This window comes from Paenibacillus sp. UMB7766-LJ446 (assembly GCF_030226665.1).
Lineage (GTDB): Bacteria > Bacillota > Bacilli > Paenibacillales > Paenibacillaceae > Paenibacillus > Paenibacillus vandeheii.
Genome location: NZ_JASOYM010000009.1, coordinates 1 through 17,964, shown reverse-complemented (window position 1 = coordinate 17,964; position 17,964 = coordinate 1). Strand labels below are relative to the sequence as shown.

At 42.6% G+C, this 17,964-nt stretch carries 15 protein-coding genes and 1 pseudogene; 13 read left to right on the top strand and 3 right to left on the bottom strand.

Translation table 11 applies throughout. The features are described from left to right. Positions 1-46: 46 nt before the first annotated feature. From QP794_RS21030 to QP794_RS21015, 4 genes are all read left to right on the top strand, one after another. Positions 47-1,021, top strand: a complete 975-nt coding sequence (locus QP794_RS21030) for a phosphotransferase enzyme family protein (RefSeq protein WP_285078730.1) — start codon at positions 47-49, stop codon at positions 1,019-1,021. A gap of 614 nt (positions 1,022-1,635) precedes the next feature. Further along, on the top strand, positions 1,636-2,367 hold the full coding sequence (locus QP794_RS21025; RefSeq protein WP_285078729.1) for a hypothetical protein: 732 nt from the start codon (positions 1,636-1,638) through the stop codon (positions 2,365-2,367). Next, entirely contained in the window at positions 2,364-2,984 is a 621-nt protein-coding gene (locus QP794_RS21020) for a hypothetical protein (protein ID WP_285078728.1), read from the top strand. The genes QP794_RS21025 and QP794_RS21020 overlap by 4 nt, the downstream gene beginning before the upstream one ends. 132 nt (positions 2,985-3,116) lie before the next feature. After that, entirely contained in the window at positions 3,117-3,572 is a 456-nt protein-coding gene (locus tag QP794_RS21015; RefSeq protein ID WP_285078727.1) for a DinB family protein, read from the top strand. A gap of 117 nt (positions 3,573-3,689) precedes the next feature. Here the strand turns inward: QP794_RS21015 and QP794_RS21010 are convergent, their stop codons facing one another. After that, a complete protein-coding gene (locus QP794_RS21010; RefSeq protein WP_285078726.1) occupies positions 3,690-4,244 on the bottom strand; it encodes a stalk domain-containing protein in 555 nt (184 codons plus the stop codon). Positions 4,245-4,440: 196 nt separating this feature from the next. Between QP794_RS21010 and QP794_RS21005 the strand changes: the two genes are divergently transcribed. The 5 genes from QP794_RS21005 (at position 4,441) to QP794_RS20985 (ending at position 10,673) form a co-directional block, all read left to right on the top strand. Next, the gene (locus QP794_RS21005; protein WP_285078725.1) at positions 4,441-4,884 is read left to right on the top strand and encodes a GNAT family N-acetyltransferase; all 444 of its coding nucleotides are present in this window, start codon (positions 4,441-4,443) and stop codon (positions 4,882-4,884) included. A 128-nt stretch (positions 4,885-5,012) separates the two neighbouring features. Continuing rightward, a complete protein-coding gene (gene rarD / locus QP794_RS21000) occupies positions 5,013-5,891 on the top strand; it encodes an EamA family transporter RarD (protein WP_285078724.1) in 879 nt (292 codons plus the stop codon). Between the two features lie 21 nt (positions 5,892-5,912). After that, positions 5,913-6,230 (top strand): AbrB/MazE/SpoVT family DNA-binding domain-containing protein, encoded by a 318-nt coding sequence (locus QP794_RS20995; protein WP_285078723.1) that lies wholly within the window; start codon positions 5,913-5,915, stop codon positions 6,228-6,230. Between the two features lie 410 nt (positions 6,231-6,640). Next, positions 6,641-9,793 carry a GNAT family N-acetyltransferase gene (locus QP794_RS20990; RefSeq protein ID WP_285078722.1) on the top strand — a complete coding sequence of 1,051 codons (3,153 nt, stop codon included), beginning with the start codon at positions 6,641-6,643 and terminating at the stop codon, positions 9,791-9,793. A gap of 1 nt (position 9,794) precedes the next feature. Next, positions 9,795-10,673 (top strand): amidohydrolase family protein, encoded by an 879-nt coding sequence (locus QP794_RS20985; RefSeq protein ID WP_024628672.1) that lies wholly within the window; start codon positions 9,795-9,797, stop codon positions 10,671-10,673. 160 nt (positions 10,674-10,833) lie between these two features. Here QP794_RS20985 and QP794_RS20980 read toward each other — a convergent pair whose 3' ends face one another. Both QP794_RS20980 and QP794_RS20975 read right to left on the bottom strand, forming a co-directional pair. After that, positions 10,834-11,790, bottom strand: coding sequence for a phosphotransferase (locus tag QP794_RS20980; protein WP_285078721.1), 957 nt, complete (start codon positions 11,788-11,790; stop codon positions 10,834-10,836). A gap of 21 nt (positions 11,791-11,811) precedes the next feature. Next, a complete protein-coding gene (locus tag QP794_RS20975; protein WP_285078720.1) occupies positions 11,812-12,912 on the bottom strand; it encodes a hypothetical protein in 1,101 nt (366 codons plus the stop codon). Positions 12,913-13,207: 295 nt separating this feature from the next. Between QP794_RS20975 and QP794_RS20970 the strand changes: the two genes are divergently transcribed. From QP794_RS20970 to QP794_RS20955, 4 genes and pseudogenes are all read left to right on the top strand, one after another. Beyond that, positions 13,208-14,326, top strand: a complete 1,119-nt coding sequence (locus QP794_RS20970; protein ID WP_285078719.1) for a cache domain-containing protein — start codon at positions 13,208-13,210, stop codon at positions 14,324-14,326. Next, entirely contained in the window at positions 14,310-15,260 is a 951-nt protein-coding gene (locus QP794_RS20965; protein ID WP_285078718.1) for a methyl-accepting chemotaxis protein, read from the top strand. The genes QP794_RS20970 and QP794_RS20965 overlap by 17 nt, the downstream gene beginning before the upstream one ends. Before the next feature lie 242 nt (positions 15,261-15,502). Continuing rightward, positions 15,503-16,457: pseudogene (locus QP794_RS20960) on the top strand (IS30 family transposase). 295 nt (positions 16,458-16,752) lie between these two features. Continuing rightward, positions 16,753-17,784: a cysteine peptidase family C39 domain-containing protein gene (locus tag QP794_RS20955; RefSeq protein WP_285078717.1), complete on the top strand. Its 1,032-nt coding sequence runs from the start codon at positions 16,753-16,755 to the stop codon at positions 17,782-17,784. Positions 17,785-17,964: the final 180 nt, after the last annotated feature.

The following is a 17,964-nucleotide window of genomic DNA, read 5'->3' as shown; positions in this document are numbered from 1 at the left end:
TGGGTAAAATTGTGAAGTGAAAATCACATTAACTGGAGTGGATACTATGCTTTCTGAAAAAGATTATGCGAAGGTGGCGAAAGAAGCTTTACGTCAATACCCAATTATTTGGGAAAAACTTGTGTATCTCGGAAAGAGTGATAATGTTACATTTCGAGTTCAGACCAACGATGATAATCAAAAGTTTCTTATCAAAATCCATATCGCAACGATTTCCATTCAATCAAAAGGTAATATCGCATCAGAGCTTATTTGGCTTGAAGCTTTGGTTAAAGATACAAATCTCGTTGTACCTGCACCTGTCAGAAATCTTCAAGGTGATCTGGTAACAGAAATATCAACTGATCATAGCGAAAATACATTCATGGTGACTATTCATCATTGGATTAATGGAAGCGTGCTTAAAAGAGAGCCAACAAGTAATGAAACTGAAAATTTGGCTCTCTTAATGGCGGCTCTACATAAACATTCTATGCAGTGGAGTGCACCTGAAGGCTTTAATAGACCAATATACAATTCCGATCATTTATATTCAACACTTAATCAATTAAAACAGTTAGTAAATTTAGAGCTTATCTCAAGCAAAGCGTTTGTTCATGTGGAAGAGTCAGCACATAAAATAGCAAATGTGATACAAAATCATAAACGAGTGCCGAGTAACTGGGGAATTATTCATTCTGACCTTCATGAGAGTAACTATGTTTTTTATGAAGATACTCCTCGACCTATAGATTTTTCGAATTGTGGCTATGGCTTTTATTTATTTGATATGGCTGAAACATTTATGCATCTTTCATCTGAGAATAGGAAAGTATTTATTTCATCGTATAGCAAAGTAAATCAACTACAAGAGAATTATTTCGAGTTATTAGAAGCATTTTTTATTTGGTCAATAATTAGGACTTTCGCATTCCATTCTCTAAATTCAAATGAACAACAATCCTTAGCGAAAAATTTTCCATCAGTTATTCAAAACTATTTTAGGAAATATCTTAAAGGAGAAAATTTTTTGTTAAACTAACGGGAAACGATAGTTCAATAATATGAAGAAAGCAGCAGATCAATGTGATCGGCTGCTTTTGTTCAAATAATAGGCAGGATAGTCAAATATCCAGAAAAAAGAAGCCTTTGTACCGAATATCAAAATTTTTGGCAATTTTTTTGGGAAGCAATATTGCTTTTCCGCAGCGTCTACAAAGTCAAAAATCGATAAAAGATATAAGAGAAAACGAATGTCAATACAAACGATACAAGAGATAACTTTCGATCACTATTCCACGCTCGAAATCCGTTAGCCACATATAAAACAATCACTGAAAAGAGAATTATTAAAACGTTTCTCCAAAACAGCAAATTTAAAAGTACAGTTAAGGCAGTCAAACACCATATAACTGTAAACCATAGAGGATACTTCGATAAATATTTTTTAAGCATGTGCCCTCCTGAAACAATGAATTATTAACCTAATCTTATTCGTCACGGTTTGATTAATACCTTTATAGTCGATCATTGTGAACGGCTGTTTTGTTAAGTTAATAGGCAGGTTAGGTAAGTTATAGGATATACAATACCGATGTTTAATGCTAGATTATAATTTAAGCAATCAGAAGAAAAAGGGAGATAAAGAACCGAGTCATGATGAAAAAAGTGTTACAAATAACTATACTATCAACTTTAGTGTTAACCCTTGTTGCTTGTTCTGTTACAAAAGATGGTGAACAATTATCAAGCGAACAAGGTCAAGCATATGAAAATGCAACCGCTACTGATTATGCGAGGTTTTTCAAAGGTAGAGGACAGACTGTTGTCTTTGCTAATGGAACCTCCCTGCACTATGAAGTTGCAGAAAACCATACAGACGCCATGGGTAGCGAAAACGATGGCGATTGGGTAGTCAAAGAGTCCTCGGAACAGCTCATTGTAAGTGTCAACAGTGAAGAAATCAATATTACGGATGCTCTTAAGGAAAAAGGTTATTTTTACTATAGCTATCGGGATGATGTTAACATTCTGCATCGACTATATATCGTTAGAAATGCAGGCGGTACCAAGGATTACGCAGAACGCTGGTACTCCCAAGCTGAATTGCTACCTGAGCTTGGCATGAGTGGAGGTTCTAGAGGACTCAGCGGACCTTTGGGAACGGCAATTATGTCTGCCGAAGTTGAAGTGAAATATGATAATGTTGATCTTGATTTTGCGCTACAAAAGCATTTAAAAAAAATATTGGAACGAATATGGGCAAGACTCATTGTAATCCATAAGCTAACGGGTAAAACCAAGAAAGCAGCTGACCAACGTGATCGGCTGCTTTTTGTTCAACTAACGGACAGAATACCACGAAGCTTAGGAGGAGTAGGAAGATGATTCGGGGTGTAATTATTGAAGGGATGTCTACTGTAGGAAAAACATCATTATTTTCTGCTATAAAGAGACTACATAGTCAAACACCGAATAGTGAAAAAACTATAATTGCAATAAGTGAACACTATTCACAAGTATTGCATTCATACCAAGGTGTTTTAAGGTCAATGAATAAGGATGAACATATCTCACTTCTAAATCGACATGTTGATTATCTTGAACAACAATACGATTGGATTAACTCTCTTGGTCATTCCAAACCATCAAAAGGTATATTTTTTCTTTTAGAGAGGTTTCATGTAAATCATAGAGCCGCATTTAAAGCCTCTCCTGAGATCGAGTTGCTTGAGAAACGTTTATCCAGGATGAATGCACATTGTGTACTCTTAACCTTGAACAAGGATGCTGTTGAGACTAGGTTTATTGAAAGTCGCGGTGAAGCTTGGAAGTCATATGTGATGGGAAAGTCTACTGCTCCCCAAGTATGTGAAACGTTTTTAGATAATCAAGAAAACCTTCGAATGGCTACGAAACAATCATCGATTCCAACTTTAGAGATTAACACGGTTGAAGCAGACTGGGATGCTTATGCGAAACGAGTCCTTACGGATTTACGTTAAACAATGGCGTTCAACCAAGACAGTACGGCATTTGGTCAAATATCAGTTAAATCAAATGAAAAGCTTCATTGATGAAACCATCGGATGGCAGCAGGTTAAATTAATCAATGAGACGAAGAGGGGGAAATCGAAATGAAGACGATCAAGTGTATGATGGACCACCTGTACTGGGCAGATGGACGTATCCTGGACGCGCTGGAAGAGAGTGAGACGAAGAACAAGGACCTTCTGAAACTCGTTCGGCACGTTGTGGTCGCGGAACGAGTCTGGCTGTCTCGATTGCAGGGCAAGGGAAGTGCGCAATATTCGTTGTGGGAGGAATCGGAAGACCTGACGGCTATCCGGACGATGTTCGAAGAAAACGCTGAGCAATATCGCGTCTATATTGAAGGGCTTGAGGAATCTGAGTTGGACGAAATGATCGACTATGCGAATCAGAGTGGTGTTCCGTTCCGAACATCCGTCCGGGACATCCTGTTGCAGGTCCTCTTACATGGACAATATCACCGGGGACAGATCAACCAGGCACTTCGGGTCGAATCGGCAGAGCCTGTCCAAATCGATTACATCACGTTCGCGAGGCTCTAACGGGCAGGATAGCGTGGCCTATAGAGGACTGGATATTCATAGATAGGTTTCTTAATAAGAGGAAAAGAAACCTATCCCGAGGATAACCGAAAGAGGATTAGCAAATATAGATTTCAATTAATCATTAAACTCAACAAACACATGCATATACTTATCTAATCCTGGAAGACCGGTCGTTTCTTTGATATCCAAAAATTTAAGTTTTTCTTCCCAGTCCACTCTTTCTTGGTCGGACTCATCAGCAGCTACTTCAAAAATATATGCTAGAACAAAGGCATCGATACTCGAGACTCCGTTTATCAATTGTACCCAATCTTGGGGAAGAGCTACTTGGTTCTTACCCACTGCGATGCTCTTACCAGAGAAATTAAGAATCAATTCCTGTTCTTGATTTTTAATCGTAGTCAGTTTGTTCTTTCCATCCCATTTAATTGTTGCTCCGGATGCTTTAAAGACATCCTTCACTGGAACATAAATGGAGTTATACGTCGTTGTAGTCAACTTGTGGTTCTTTGTGATATTTAGTTCTATCTTTTTTAATGAAGGATTATATGTATACGCGGCACGTTCCTTAAAAGGCAGATCTTTTAAAGGTTGGTCCTTAGCAGATGCAACCGACACTACACCCACAACTAAAGATGACATCAACAATAGAGAAACTAATCGTTTCATCTTGATTCCTCCTTAAGTATTGTTATTCACGTAACATAAACGCTACAAGCCAGAAAAAGGTTTCCTTTAAAGTCCAATTTTATGACGGTGATATCTTTTTTTTCCAAAACGAAAAATTATCCATTATTCTAATGGGCAGGATTGCTTTATCAATTATCGAATGCTTTAATGAACATTTCTATTAAGGGGGTTAGGCATGGAAATTAAGATACGAGAAATTGTAGCGAATGATTATACTGAAGTTGTTTTCTTATGGAACGATGTCCTTGAGATTCGCAATGTTAATGATGAAAACTTTCGAGTTACTACAGAAAAAATGAATGAGGACGGGAATTACAAAACATTTGTTGCATTATTTGAAAATGATGTGGTTGGTTTTGTAACTGTAGTTCAGGCATTAGCTATAGGGGTTTCGATTGGTTATTTACATATACAAGCTCTTGCCGTAAAAAAGGAATTTCAGCATCGTGGGGTAGGTACAAAACTATTAAGACACACTGAAAATTATGCTAAAGAACTCGGGATATCTAGTATTATTTTATGCAGCGGATTCAAGCGAACCGACGCTCATGCTTTTTATGAGCATAATGGTTATGACAAGGATTCATACTGCTTTGATAAGAGTATTAACCTGGACTAGTAAGTAATAGTTAAATCAAACTAATTTTGAATATATAATTAGTTTAGAAACTATTTTTCCTTTACTTAAGAGGAGATCGAGACGTATAATCCGTTCAGACACCAGAGTAAGAAGAGGGGAAAATGATTATGAACAACGGGTTGATCAACGCTATTATCGCGTATATTATGTGGGGGGTTCTCCCGCTTTATTGGAAGTTGTTTAGCGAAGTGCCGGCAGGCGAGATTCTATCGCATCGGGTTGTCTGGTCATTCGTTTTCATGGGTATTCTGGTCGCCGCCCAGCGCCGCTGGGGTGATATAAAGCGAGTTGCGACTAATCGCTCGCTCCTGCTGTCGCTCGCCGCGAGCGGACTGCTGATTGCTGCCAATTGGCTCATCTTCATCTGGGCAGTCAACAACGGCCATGTCGTCGAGACAAGCCTTGGCTATTATTTGAATCCGTTACTGAACGTGTTGTTAGCAGTCTTCTTCCTTCGTGAGAAGCCAAATCGCGGCCAATGGTTTGCGATTGCCATCGCTGGCGTTGCGGTACTCATCATCGCGATTGACTATGGACGATTTCCCTGGGTCGCTATCTCGCTGGCCGCGTCATTTGGCTTGTACGGCCTGGCGAAGAAGAAGATCAAGCAAGACGCTTCTATCGGTTTATTTTCGGAGACGGCTGTAGTCCTGCCTGTCGCGCTCGGCTACTGGATCTATTTGGCCGTCGTGGGGAAAACGACGGCATGGACGCTGCCTGCACCGACGTTCATCGAATTGCTTCTTTCCGGCGTAGTCACGGCGCTGCCGCTGCTCTTTTTTGCGCGTGCAGCCGCCCGGATGTCGCTGTCAACCCTCGGCTTCGTTCAATACATCGGGCCGACGATCATGTTGTTACTGAGCATATTCGTATTCAAGGAATCGGTCTCGCCGGTTCTGCTCGTTGGCTTTGCGCTCATCTGGACGGCGCTTGTTGTATACGCTACAGCATCGATTCGCGGCACGAAACTCGCGAAGGCGAGCTGATGATAAAGGACCTTAGTAGGGATGAAGTGGAAAGCCCTGGAGCATCAATCAAATGAAAGGTGTGGGATTACCATGATTACAGCCACACTTAGCAAATGGGGAAATAGCAGTGCAATTCGCATTCCTAACCAATTACTTAAGCATCTTAATCTGGAAGAAGGCTCGGAAATTGAAATTTTGGTGACAGCAGATAATGAATTGTTGTTACGTCCAAAAACCAAGCCTGAAGAGTCCAATGAGGAACTACGTAACCATCTAAAGAATTTGCTCTCTAAAGTGAAACAGGATACAAGACATAAAGTAATAGACTTTGGCACGGAAGGGAACGAGCTACTTTAATCATTCCCAGCGAGGCGACCCACCGATGAAGTAACGGGTCTTGCTGTTGTATGTCGCTTAATGAGCCAATCCCTATGAAATCAGTTCTACGCAATGTCCGTTCTATTTTGGCATAATTTAAGATTATTAGCTGTTCGTTTACCAAAATTCACGTCTAACTCAGAGACGTGGATTTTTTTACATACCTAAATAGATTCGTCTATCCTTGACGCTTCGAACAAGAGCCGAAATGCACTTATAAGTTGAAAAGAAAGATTTTTAATCCTCTGAAATTCTTTCCAATTATAGTATGATAAGACTATCGTTAGCTTCTTCAAACATGGCCTATATTATCTCTGCGGCTAACGGGCAAAGGCCATATCGAATGACCACGAAGACCATCCTATAGATAAAGATAAGGAGATCCAAATATGACAGTAACTTCGATCATGGAACAAATCCGAATTATTGAATACGATCCCTCCTATGCTGCCGCAGTCGCTGATATGTGGAACCGCAGTAACGAAAGTTGGGGAGGCGGCACCAACCAGAGAACAGAAGATACTGTTCGCCGGGAGATGGAGACTTCGTCCAATCTTCATGTATTTCTTGCCGTTCATGAGACAGAAGTTGTTGGCTTCTGCAGCTTTGCCCACTACCGTTATGACGAGAATGCCCTGTATGTACCGCTATTGAATGTCCGCCCCGATTATCACGGCTATAAGGTAGGCCGTAATCTGATCCTGAACGCTGTTCGCAAGACCGTGGAAGCGGGATGGCCTCGCCTGGATCTGTTCACATGGGCCGGCAACACCAAGGCTGTACCGATGTACAAGAAATGCGGATTCTTCTGGGAGAAAAAAGATGATAACGTGCATCTGATGAACTTCATCCCGACCATCTTGCAGACGGAAGCACTTGCTCCTTATTTTGAGGAGCTGGATTGGTACGCAGACAGCACGCGTGAACTCGTCATTGAGCCGGATGGCCGACGGGAGCGCGGTTTCGATTTCTTTGATTATTCCTGGAAAAAGGGAGATATCTCCTTGCGAGCCGAATTCGAGAAGTCTGGTCGCGGGCTGACGGCTCTCGAAACACCAGATTACGAAATCTCCACAGAGATCGACGATCATGATCTCGTATTTGGTTCCGCATACAAGGTTCGCTACCGGATCACGAACCGCTCAACTTCAGAGTTGAAATTCGAGATCAAGGGCCAGGACAACAAAAATATTCGTTTTGCGTTGGACGTTGCAAGAACGGTTGCTTCGGGAGAAACGGTAATTGTGGAGGGTGAGTTCCACCTTGATCCGGTTCAAGAGGAGCAAAGCCAGAATAAGACGCATCCCGTTGTCACGAGCACATGGCTGATCGGTGGCAAAAAGGCCGAGTTTCGTATGGGCGTTGCCCCGAAATTCCCGGCCAAGATCAACACGGCGTTGCCCGCAAAAGAGCTCTATACAGGCATCCCGGCCGAGCTGTACCTGAACGTAGAGAATAATTTTGATTCCGAAGCGGAGTTTACTTTTGACCTGCCGGAGGATGATTTTCTGGAATGGCCAGAACGTTCGGTGCGCTTCACGGTCCCTGCAAAAGGCAAAGCATCTGTACCGGTAACCTTCATCTTGCGTTCGTATGGTCTCTATTCGAGAGAAGTAGAGGTAACGGCTGTTCCGACGGATAGACAGGCGGTCTCTTTCACAACCAAGCTGTCTGTTCTGATGAAAGGTACACAAGGACGTTATGGCGGGGAAAACGGAGATCAGTGGGTGGCCGTGAACGGTGCATTCTCCCTCCATATGAGTAAGCAAGAGAACAACATGTGGATTGAATACCCTGGCTCGGTTCACACGTTCTGGTGGACCTATCCGAAGCTGGGTAAGCCATTTGCAGAAGAGTTTTCCAAGAAGAAGCCTAGAGAAGTGAAGATTTACTCCGAAGGAGAAAATCAGGTTCTTGAAGCACTTTATGTATCGGAAGACTTCCCTGGTTTGGAGATCAAGTCCGTCGCCAAGCTGTCTGCCAATGGAATCGCTGAATTTCACCACGAGATTGGGAATACTCGCAGCACAGAGCTGGAAGAAGATATGTTCTTGATGACGAACTTCGGTTTCTTCGGCAATCGGCTTATTCTCCCGTACCAAGGCCGTTATGTGGATATGGGCGATGCATACTCTGGAGATCCGAGCCATTGGGACAGCTCCCAAATTACAGAGAACTGGCTGTTCTGTAAGGAAGAGTACGGTGCTTGCGGTATCTATTGGGACCCTTCCCTGAAGCTGCTTCGTCCGGAACAGACACTGGGGTTGCAGCATGAGTTTGGACGAATTCCAGCAGGAGCCGTTGTACGAACAAAGGCGACCGTATTTGCTCTGAACACCTTTGCCAAATGGCATGATTTCCGAGCTTTCGCTCGTAAACAGCCGATCACTGTTGTACCGGCGCTGGACAACCATCTTGAGCTGGAATTGGGTGGTGGTAATCCGTTCGCCCAGGATGTGCTGACAGCAGAATTGATCGAACGGAAAATGGTTCCGCTCGCCGGACAGCTGGAACTGTACGTGCAGAATGGTGGCGCAAGGGAGCATTTAGCTGGTGATATGGAATTAAATCGAGAGCAGGATCTGCACTCTGCTAAATTGGAGTTCTCCCCTAAGGAAAAGAGTACGACCGAAGAACGCGATCTTGGCTGGAAGGTTCGGGCCATATATCGAGGTGAGGATCGGATTCATGAACGGACCGCCCTTTGGTATCCGCAGATAGGAACAGCCGTTGATTGCGTGATTGAAGAAGGTCCAGCAGGTCCTGTGTACACGGTGAGCAACGGAGTTCTTTCGTTGGCAGCTGCCCCTGGCTTCGGAAGTGTCGTGCATTCCTTGAAGTACCAGGGTGAAGAATGGCTGGACAGTACGTATCCGGAAGCAGCTCCACGTTCATGGTGGAATCCATGGTACGGCGGACTTGGTGTGGGTATCCCTGGTATGAACGGTTTCAGCCGTCAGTTGGAACAAAGAAGCGCGGCTTGGACGGAGCGGAAGGATGAATACGGTAACGTCTGGAAAGGGATTCAGATCACGACTCGCATCGAGAAGCATGAAGCGAATCGGGGAATCACGGTACAGCAGCATTATCTCATGCTGCCCGGCGTTCCTGTTCTCTGTGAGATGCATTCAGTTACAAACGATAGTGGCTTGGCCCTGGATTACTCCCTAGCGGAGGAGCATTTCTTCAAACCTTCGCCTGTCTTTGCTGATGGTTGGCTGGAACACCCCGAGCAAGGGCGGTACCCTCTCGGAAAGGTAGACGGATATCTTCAGTCTAAGGGTTTCTTGCGAATGGGTGCAGTTTCGCGCAAAGACATGCTGCATGCAGTGAATCGTTATCCTAATCAGAACGCTGCGGGATTTGTGAACAATGTGGTGCTTGGTCACAGTGTGTATCACAATCTGCCACTGCTGAACGGAGAAACGGTCTGGACAGAGCCGACCTATCTGATCTTGGGGCAAATTCCTCTAAATCCAGAGGATGTACGTGGCCTTCTGCAGCTAAACTTTGCAACTTCAAAAGGTGAAAAGGAGGCTTAACATGCCGATTATTGATATTCATATTCATTTGTCGGACATCGACAGCTTTCATCGTACGGCGATCGATCTGTCGAAAGTGGATTACTCTGCCGCTGGCCTCAAGGCGGAGTTTGATAAGAACGACGTTATTCTTGGCATCGGCATGGGGGTTACGGAGCAGACGAAGGGAGCATTCCCGGATTCCAGTTCTCCCAATCCGATGGGACTTGATTTGGAAGAAACGGTTCCGTCATTCCTCATGGAATGCGTCGGCATTAATCCAAACCAGCTTGGTGGTGAACACGCTCAGGACGAGCTGGACCGGATTGAAGCACGATTGCAAGCTCCTGAGGTAGCCGGAATCAAACTATATGCGGGGTACTATCATCACTACGTATATGACAAGATTTACACTCCAGTCTATGAACTGGCAGCCAAGTATAACGTGCCGGTGGTTATTCATACAGGGGATACGTACTCCATGAATGGTTTGCTCAAGTATGCTCATCCACTGACCGTAGACGAATTAGCCTTTCAACAGCGCGGTGTGAATTTTATGATCTGTCATTTGGGAGATCCTTGGGTGATGGATGCTGCTGAAGTAGTGGCGAAGAACCCGAACGTTTACGCAGATTTGTCTGGTCTTGTGGTCGGTGATCGGCCCCAATTTGAACGGTTTATGAACGAACCCTTGTTCATGGATCATTTCCGCCGGGCGCTGGTGTATTCAGATCATTACGAGAAAATGCTGTTCGGAACCGACTGGCCGCTTGCTCCGATCGATCTGTATGCCGAATTCGTCCGCCGACTTGTGCCGGAGCAGCATCATGAGAAGGTATTCTACGAGAATGCTTTTGGACTATTTCCGCGTATTAAACAGCGAATTGCAGATCTGGGTTAGGCACCAGATCTTTAGAATCTAAGGGGAATGTATGCCGTGTATGTCATGGAGGCATACGATGTTGATGCTGGATTCCTATCATGTAAGCTCCTGACACTTCCGGTGGCAGGAGCTTTTTTATCCAGAAACAGTGAACGGCTAACTTGGAATGAGTAAAGGATCAGGAGAACAAAGGTTGAGTTACCATCTTCATATATTTTTTTAAGTCGTCTTTTGCATGTGAGTGTTGCTCCCATATCCCAAGGCTCCAACTCATATAACGGATGCCAAGATAACGGGACGCCAGGGAGAAGTATTTTTCGAATTGCTCTTGTGGAATATCGTATCCGTGGGAACTTAGAGCCTCCCGATATATCACTACTTGTTTTAAGTGGCTACAGCGTAAAGGAATATCGAAGAACAGGGAGCCATACCTTGCTTCCTCCCAATCGATAAAATAAACATTCTCATTGTTATGTACCAGTACGTTTCCGGGATTCAGATCATTATGGAGCATCGTATGCATATGTTCATCTTTGATTAGAACTTCAAGATCATCAACGATGCTACTGGCTACAGCTTCAATATCTGATATGATCGGTAATCCAAATTCCTCAATGAATGCCGGACTTTCTATAGCGGTGTTCCACGAAGGTCTCCAACGATTTTCCATCATGTCGATGATATGATTTCGATCCACAGTGGGTATCCAGGGCAGTTCTTTTTTCGACCCCATATTCGTTCCATGTATGTAAGCCAGCGCTCGTAATTCTTTATTCTGAAGCAGATCCATATCCAGATGGCTATAATCGGTTTGGTAGTCCACATCCTGAATGCAGATCAAGCTGGGATCTTCAGTATGAGGTTCATTTGATAGACTAAAGGGCACATTAGCCCCTTGTGAAAATAATCTGGACAAGGCGGAGCGTTCAATGAACGTAGCCTTCTTCGTAACGAGAGAAAGATCTGTTTTTACTCCATTTACTATGAGCTCAATATGATGTCGAAGCAATTCTACGGCCTGAAATCCTGCTTGGATAGAGTTACTTTCCATGCTTAGGATGTGAGCATCCGAGAATACATACTTATTAATCGTTTGTTCTATTAATGGTTGTATTGTAATAGGTTCCATACTCATCTGTGATCTCCTTTCTGTCGGTCAGTTAGTAGCATTTTTAATATTATTATAGAGGACTGGCTCTGCCATAAGCATAAAGTTATTAATAAATCCATCTTTCTGAAGGAATATGGCTTCCATTTTTTGAGTGTTCATATCATAATAATAGATTCCTCGTTTCGGATCTGTACCTGCATCTGCTTGAATATTTTCCCCTAGGAAATAGAAACCTTGTCCGTCTTTAGACAAGAACAATCCACGGCTAGCCTTAATCGGGAGGTCAATCTTCTTTCGTAGTCCTGTTTTAATATCAACGATACTGTATTCAATTGGATATTTGTTAATATGTTTTGCCGTGGCAATCAGAATCTGATCTCCCCTTGCGGATAGAGTTAGAATTTGTTCCTTGTCCAGTTCAACAACCTTACGTGTCTGTTTCGAAATTCCATCAATCTCGATGATGGTATGTTTTGGAGGAACCATAGGCGTTTGGTTTTTATTAGACTCTTCCATCTGATGAAATTGCTCTTCTTCTGAGAACTGAATGGCATAGGTTTTGCTCGTTTCCGGATTATATGTAATTTCCCATGTGGTTGTATCCGAGTCATTGTCATTTAATATAGTTATTTCATGACTTTCTTTATCAAAGAACATGACTTTGACGGGACGTTCTCCCTTCTTTACTGCAGCTAGTACTAATGTATTGTCAACGGTATTCGGAATAATCGTATTGATTGCAAATAAGCCTGAGCTCATCTGCTGAGTCGTTTTTGTCTTTAGATCATAAGAAAATAACTCATCACCCTTACCTTCTCCACTTCCTGAATAGTAAATGGTTTCATCGGCTAAAGAAGCTACGGTTAAGGGGTATTGGGAGTTATAAGGTAGTTCCGCCGTTTTAGTTATAGATTTAGTAAGAAAGTCATAGGTGTATACATTCATGATCATGCCGTCACTGGTATCTGTTCCATTCACATATTCCGTGTTCGTAATCGAAATATATTCATTGACTTGTGGCTCAATAGTTGTCATTTCAAGTGGGTTCACTTCTTTCACTTGATATTTTCCTGAACTACATCCCTCAAGAAGAAGTAGAACAATTATAACCAAAATGAATTTTGCTAGGAAAAATTTGCTTTTCATGATCTCATCATCCTTTTCATCAGGGAAGATACTAGAAGGCGACGTAAAATCGTCTTCTTTATAATATATTTTTTTTAACCATGTAGGAGTGTCAGTCTTTAAATAAAAGAGAAAAAGACCATTTTAAATGAAAAAATCAAGAATAAATGGCCATAAGGAATGTTCGTTGCCTTCTCTAGAAAAAAATATTTTCTGCAAACGTTTTTCTTACTGAAAGATTAGATACTATCTACCGATATAAAGTTATCCCATACAAAATTGGACACTAACATCGTAGAAACGGAAGGTGGATTTATTGTTAATCGCGAAGGCGAGAGAACGCATGATCAACATGTCGTTCAGAGTCAAATTACCGCTGATGATCAGTTTGCTGGTAACAATCGTATTGGTGGTAACAGCGGTACTCTCTTACAGCGTAGCGGCTATCATTACGCTGGACAAAAGTAAGGATGAAATTAAAGCAACTTCTGACCGGATTGGTGCAGGTTTGCTTACCTCACTAACGCTGGAAGAACAATCGACGTTTCTGATTACAGCGCATCGCACTTTCCGGGATTTACTGGAGATTCGAAATACGGAAGGACAGAGTGACGAAACATTTTTCTCGGAAAATAGTGAACTGGTGGATAAGGCCAACGGAATTTTAGGAGACAGCCTGGCCGGGATGAAGGGCAACAGCGTTCTTATTTTGTTGGACCAAAAAGGCACCGTTGTCGCAGCAAACAATCCTGAAATACTCGGTGAGGAACGCACCAGCCGTACGTATTTCCAACAGGCCATGCAAGGGCAGAACTTCATCAGCGAAGGTGTGATCTCTGAATCGTTGGGGACACTGGGGACCGTCTCTGCCATGCCGATCTATAATGATAACAAGGAAGTGGAAGGCGTGCTCGCATCTACGGCCTCGACCTCATTTTTCGTGAACCAGCTGCAGGACATCAAAATTAATGAAGAAGGCAAGGTCATTATTCTGGATCGTGTAGGCACCGTGATGTTTAATTCCTCAGATGAAAAGACGGAGGGACAGAAGCTGGAATCCGGTGAATATCAATCACTGGTTGATCTGCCTTCAAATGGAGAGCTGCAACAAGGTGAAATTAGCACGGAGGATAAAGTTGTATTCTATTCCAAAATCCCGAGAGCGGACTGGACGATTATTGTTGAAGATAAGTTAAGTGATGTACGGAAACCCTTGGTTGCTATGGCCAATAAAATGTATATTGTATTGTTCAGTGCCATTGCGGTATCTGTCATTGCAGGCATACTAATCTCGCTACTTGTCACCAAACCAATCTCGAAACTGACTGTATTGTTCAGACAACTTGCTAGCGGAGATCTCACAGTACAGGCTGAGGGAACATATAGCGGGGAATTCAAGCAACTGGTGGAGAGTTTCAATGGCAGAAGACAATAAACAATTGATCTCCAGCATGAACCACTCTATCGGTGTTCTGAATGCAAGTACAACCGAGCTGGACAGGTCCACACAGCAGACGTCGGCATCTATTGCGGATACAACGACGACCGCAATGGAAATATCACGGGCGATGGAATCCCAGGCGAATGATACGGAAGCCATTGTGGATAAATTCATGAACGTGGGCAACAAGATTGAGAATGTGAACGAGATGTCCCAGGCGGTCAAGCAAAGGGCGGATGGAATTACCGAAGCATTCAAAAACAATCAAGCCGTTATTGATGCACTTATCGCGGTGAATGATCAGAACGAGAGCGAAGTTCGCAATATCTCGCAAACTACTCTACAACTCGCTGAGAGCTCTTCCGACATTCATCAGATCACAGGCACCATCGCCGAGATTGCGAATCAGACCAAGCTGCTTGCCCTGAATGCTTCCATTGAGGCTGCAAGAGCAGGGGAGCATGGGCGTGGTTTCGCTGTGGTTGCTTCCGAGATTCGCAAGCTTGCTGAGCAGACAACGTCACAGTCCGAGGACATCAAGCGAATTGTAGGCAGAACGATTGAACATGTTGATCAGAACAATAGCAGTGTACAAGCGATCGAGGCGATTACACTACAGCAGAAGAGCAGTGTTAACCAGACCAAAGAGACCTTTACTTTTGTCACCCAAAACATGAATGATATGATGGATCAGGTTCAGGCTATCGCTTCCGAGATTGAATCCATTGAACGTGATAAGGATGACGTTATTGGAGCAGCACAGAATTTGTCAGCATCAGGGGAAGAAGTATCTGCGTCTGTAGAGGAAGTGACGGCTACAATGCAGGAACAGTCCGGCATGACCGAACATTTGGCAGATATGGTGCAGACCATTAATGGATTGACCAAACAACTTGCCGAAGAATCATCTCGGTTCAAAATAAAATAGAAACAAGAACATGACAAAATGTAGCACATAGCTGTTAAAACTGTAACGTTTGTGGTTCATTTCGAACTAGCACACAACTGAACCTCCAAACCCTGTTTAGTTAAGGGCGAGGAGGTTTGTTTTTTTATGACGAATTGTAATATGAAGTGCGACACCTACTGGAAATAAATAAAAAAGGGCCCATGGCCGGATTCGTGTAGAATGAAGGATCCTACACCACACTCACACAAGGAGAATCCAACATGAGCTACACACATCTTAGCATAATTGAGCGCAGCAAGCTAGAAATCCTCCATCGACAAGGCCGAAGTTCAAGAGCCATCGCAAAAGAATAGGAAGGCATCTCTCGACGATTTGTCGTGAATTGGATCGTGCTACTCCATCGCAACCCTATTATGCAGAGCAGGCTCAGAGCGCTTATAAGGAGCGTCGTACAGCTTCTATCTCATCTGGTAAATGGTCCGAAGACTTAGCAATTTCCTTGGAGGAAAAACTGCTGGCCACCTGGTCTCCTGAGCAAATCACGGAATGTTTTCGCATCCAAGGCCTGCCGTCGATCTCCTTTAAAACCATCTATCGCTGGCTCTACACCGTGCGTTTGGTTCGAGGTACGTTACAGGTCCTTCGGCACAAAGGGAAGCGTCAGAAGTCCACAGAAACTCGCGGTAAATTTGCTATTGGCAGATCGATTTCGGATCGCCCCAAAGAGGTTCGTTCCCGGGAAACGTTTGGGCACTGGGAACTGGATACCGTCGTATCGAGTCTTGGGAAAAGTAAGGATGCGTAGCCACGCTCATTGAACGTAAAACCCGTTTGTATACGGCTATTCTCATGCCCGATCGCACCGCTTTGTCCATGGAAATTGCGCTTGGTGTAGCCATCTCACAGTATTCCCCAGCCACTTTCCTCACAGCCACGGCTGACCGGGGAAAGGAGTTTGCATCCTATGCCAACGTGGAAACAAACCATGACCTGCACATTTATTTTGCTGATCCATATTCGTCTTGGCAATGCGGTTCCAATGAAAATGCGAATGGCTTGCTTCGAGAGTTTTTCCCGAAAAAAACCGATCTCCCTCAAGTTGAGGATGAAGATCTCACCGTTTCAATAGATCTAATTAACCACAGACCACGAAAATGCTTGGGTTGGAGAACGGCTCACGAATCTTTCACAGAGGAACTGTCGCACTTGGTTTGACAATCTGTCTATTACATAATCTCTTGTGCATTCAACCGTTTAATCTAGATCATATTTTGTGAGCAGTTCCGGAATTCCAAGTGTGCTTGAAACTCCTCTTGGCTTTCATTATCGTGTAGCTTGCTTGGGTTTGAAGATTCTCCCTAGCTACAGAAAAGATATTTTGTTTAAGTGTGAAAGCCTTTTCATTCACGACTGGATTCTGGTATAATAGAAATGAAAATTGGAAGAAAATTTTTTTTTTTTGTAAGTGAGCTCTTAGAAATACTATAATGATTAGGAGAGAAAGATAAGGATGCCAACAGAAAAAGAACTACCGATTAAAACTCCTATGATTACCTCACTTCCTGCGTATGCAAACATGACTGCCATTCTTAGTACTCATGAAGATATTTTTTTTCCGTGGTTTTGTCATAATCATGTGCAGTTAGTAGCATGGGAGACGCCAGAGGTTTACATACAATTTTATACTCCTGCTTTTAGAGAACACTATAGATTATTTGTATTGCACCACTATCATAAGAACGTTTTGGTAAAGTGGTGTAATAATATAACACAGTTTATTATTGATGCAATTGATGAAGAAAATTATGTATATTTAAGCATAGATCAATACTACATTGCAGCCTATGATAATTTTAGAAAAGTGCATACGCCACATGATATGCTAATATATGGATATAACAAAGAAAACCAAATGTTTGACGTAGCTGATTTTTTTAATTCTAAATATTCCTTCTCGAAAGCATCTTTTAATAGCATTAACAGAGCATTTTTAAGTCCTCATTCTGAGGGCGAATGGTTCAGAGGAGTTCAGCTTTTACAATTCAATGAACGAAAAAGTAAATTCAAGTTTGATCTAGCTTATCTGATTAAACAGTTGCATGAGTATTTGCATGAAAAAAAATCCTCTAACGATTATAAATTGATTGAAGAACCTGGCAAAGATACAGACGCTTGGGGAATAGGGGTTTATAGTTTTTTAAGAAAATATATTACAGAAAATGCTTTATTTGAATTTAGTCTGATTAGATCTCTGCATTTGCTCTTTGATCATAAAGAAGCGATGTTAAGGAGTTTGGTTTTTCTCGATGAGAAAAAATATATTACTAGATTTGATTTTCATGAAAAGGCTTACGAAGAAATTAAACAGCAATGCTTAATTCTTAGAAATTTGTGTATAAAGCACAGTATTTCAGAAAAAACAAATCATATAAAAAATATAATTGAATTGATCGAAAAGATTGAGAACGAGGAACGGAATGCAGTACAGGAACTGTTATCAGATCTTGAGGAAGTAGAGAAAAAACTAGCTAAAGTAGATTGAATTAGTCATTTTCTCAAAAAATTAAAAAAGGTGAACTCTGTCATTTAAAATGTACCCCTTGTAAAGGACAATTAAAAAAAGGTTAGGCCACTTCAAGCTACTACCTGTAACGCGCAGGCGGCAGCTTCTTTAAGTTCCATTGACCTCGATAATGATTGTAATAGATCATGTAGCTTTTCA

Excerpts from the sequence above, each read along its gene's own strand:
- QP794_RS21025 (WP_285078729.1), top strand. The coding sequence starts at position 1,636 with ATGATGAAAAAAGTGTTACAAATAACTATACTATCAACTTTAGTGTTA.
- QP794_RS21010 (WP_285078726.1), bottom strand. The coding sequence starts at position 4,244 with ATGAAACGATTAGTTTCTCTATTGTTGATGTCATCTTTAGTTGTGGGT.
- QP794_RS20965 (WP_285078718.1), top strand. The coding sequence starts at position 14,310 with ATGGCAGAAGACAATAAACAATTGATCTCCAGCATGAACCACTCTATC.
- QP794_RS20985 (WP_024628672.1), top strand. The coding sequence starts at position 9,795 with ATGCCGATTATTGATATTCATATTCATTTGTCGGACATCGACAGCTTT.
- QP794_RS20995 (WP_285078723.1), top strand. The coding sequence starts at position 5,913 with ATGAAGTGGAAAGCCCTGGAGCATCAATCAAATGAAAGGTGTGGGATT.
- QP794_RS21020 (WP_285078728.1), top strand. The coding sequence starts at position 2,364 with ATGATTCGGGGTGTAATTATTGAAGGGATGTCTACTGTAGGAAAAACA.
- QP794_RS21030 (WP_285078730.1), top strand. The coding sequence starts at position 47 with ATGCTTTCTGAAAAAGATTATGCGAAGGTGGCGAAAGAAGCTTTACGT.
- QP794_RS21005 (WP_285078725.1), top strand. The coding sequence starts at position 4,441 with ATGGAAATTAAGATACGAGAAATTGTAGCGAATGATTATACTGAAGTT.
- QP794_RS20980 (WP_285078721.1), bottom strand. The coding sequence starts at position 11,790 with ATGAGTATGGAACCTATTACAATACAACCATTAATAGAACAAACGATT.
- QP794_RS20955 (WP_285078717.1), top strand. The coding sequence starts at position 16,753 with ATGCCAACAGAAAAAGAACTACCGATTAAAACTCCTATGATTACCTCA.
- QP794_RS20975 (WP_285078720.1), bottom strand. The coding sequence starts at position 12,912 with ATGAAAAGCAAATTTTTCCTAGCAAAATTCATTTTGGTTATAATTGTT.
- QP794_RS20990 (WP_285078722.1), top strand. The coding sequence starts at position 6,641 with ATGACAGTAACTTCGATCATGGAACAAATCCGAATTATTGAATACGAT.
- rarD (WP_285078724.1), top strand. The coding sequence starts at position 5,013 with ATGAACAACGGGTTGATCAACGCTATTATCGCGTATATTATGTGGGGG.
- QP794_RS21015 (WP_285078727.1), top strand. The coding sequence starts at position 3,117 with ATGAAGACGATCAAGTGTATGATGGACCACCTGTACTGGGCAGATGGA.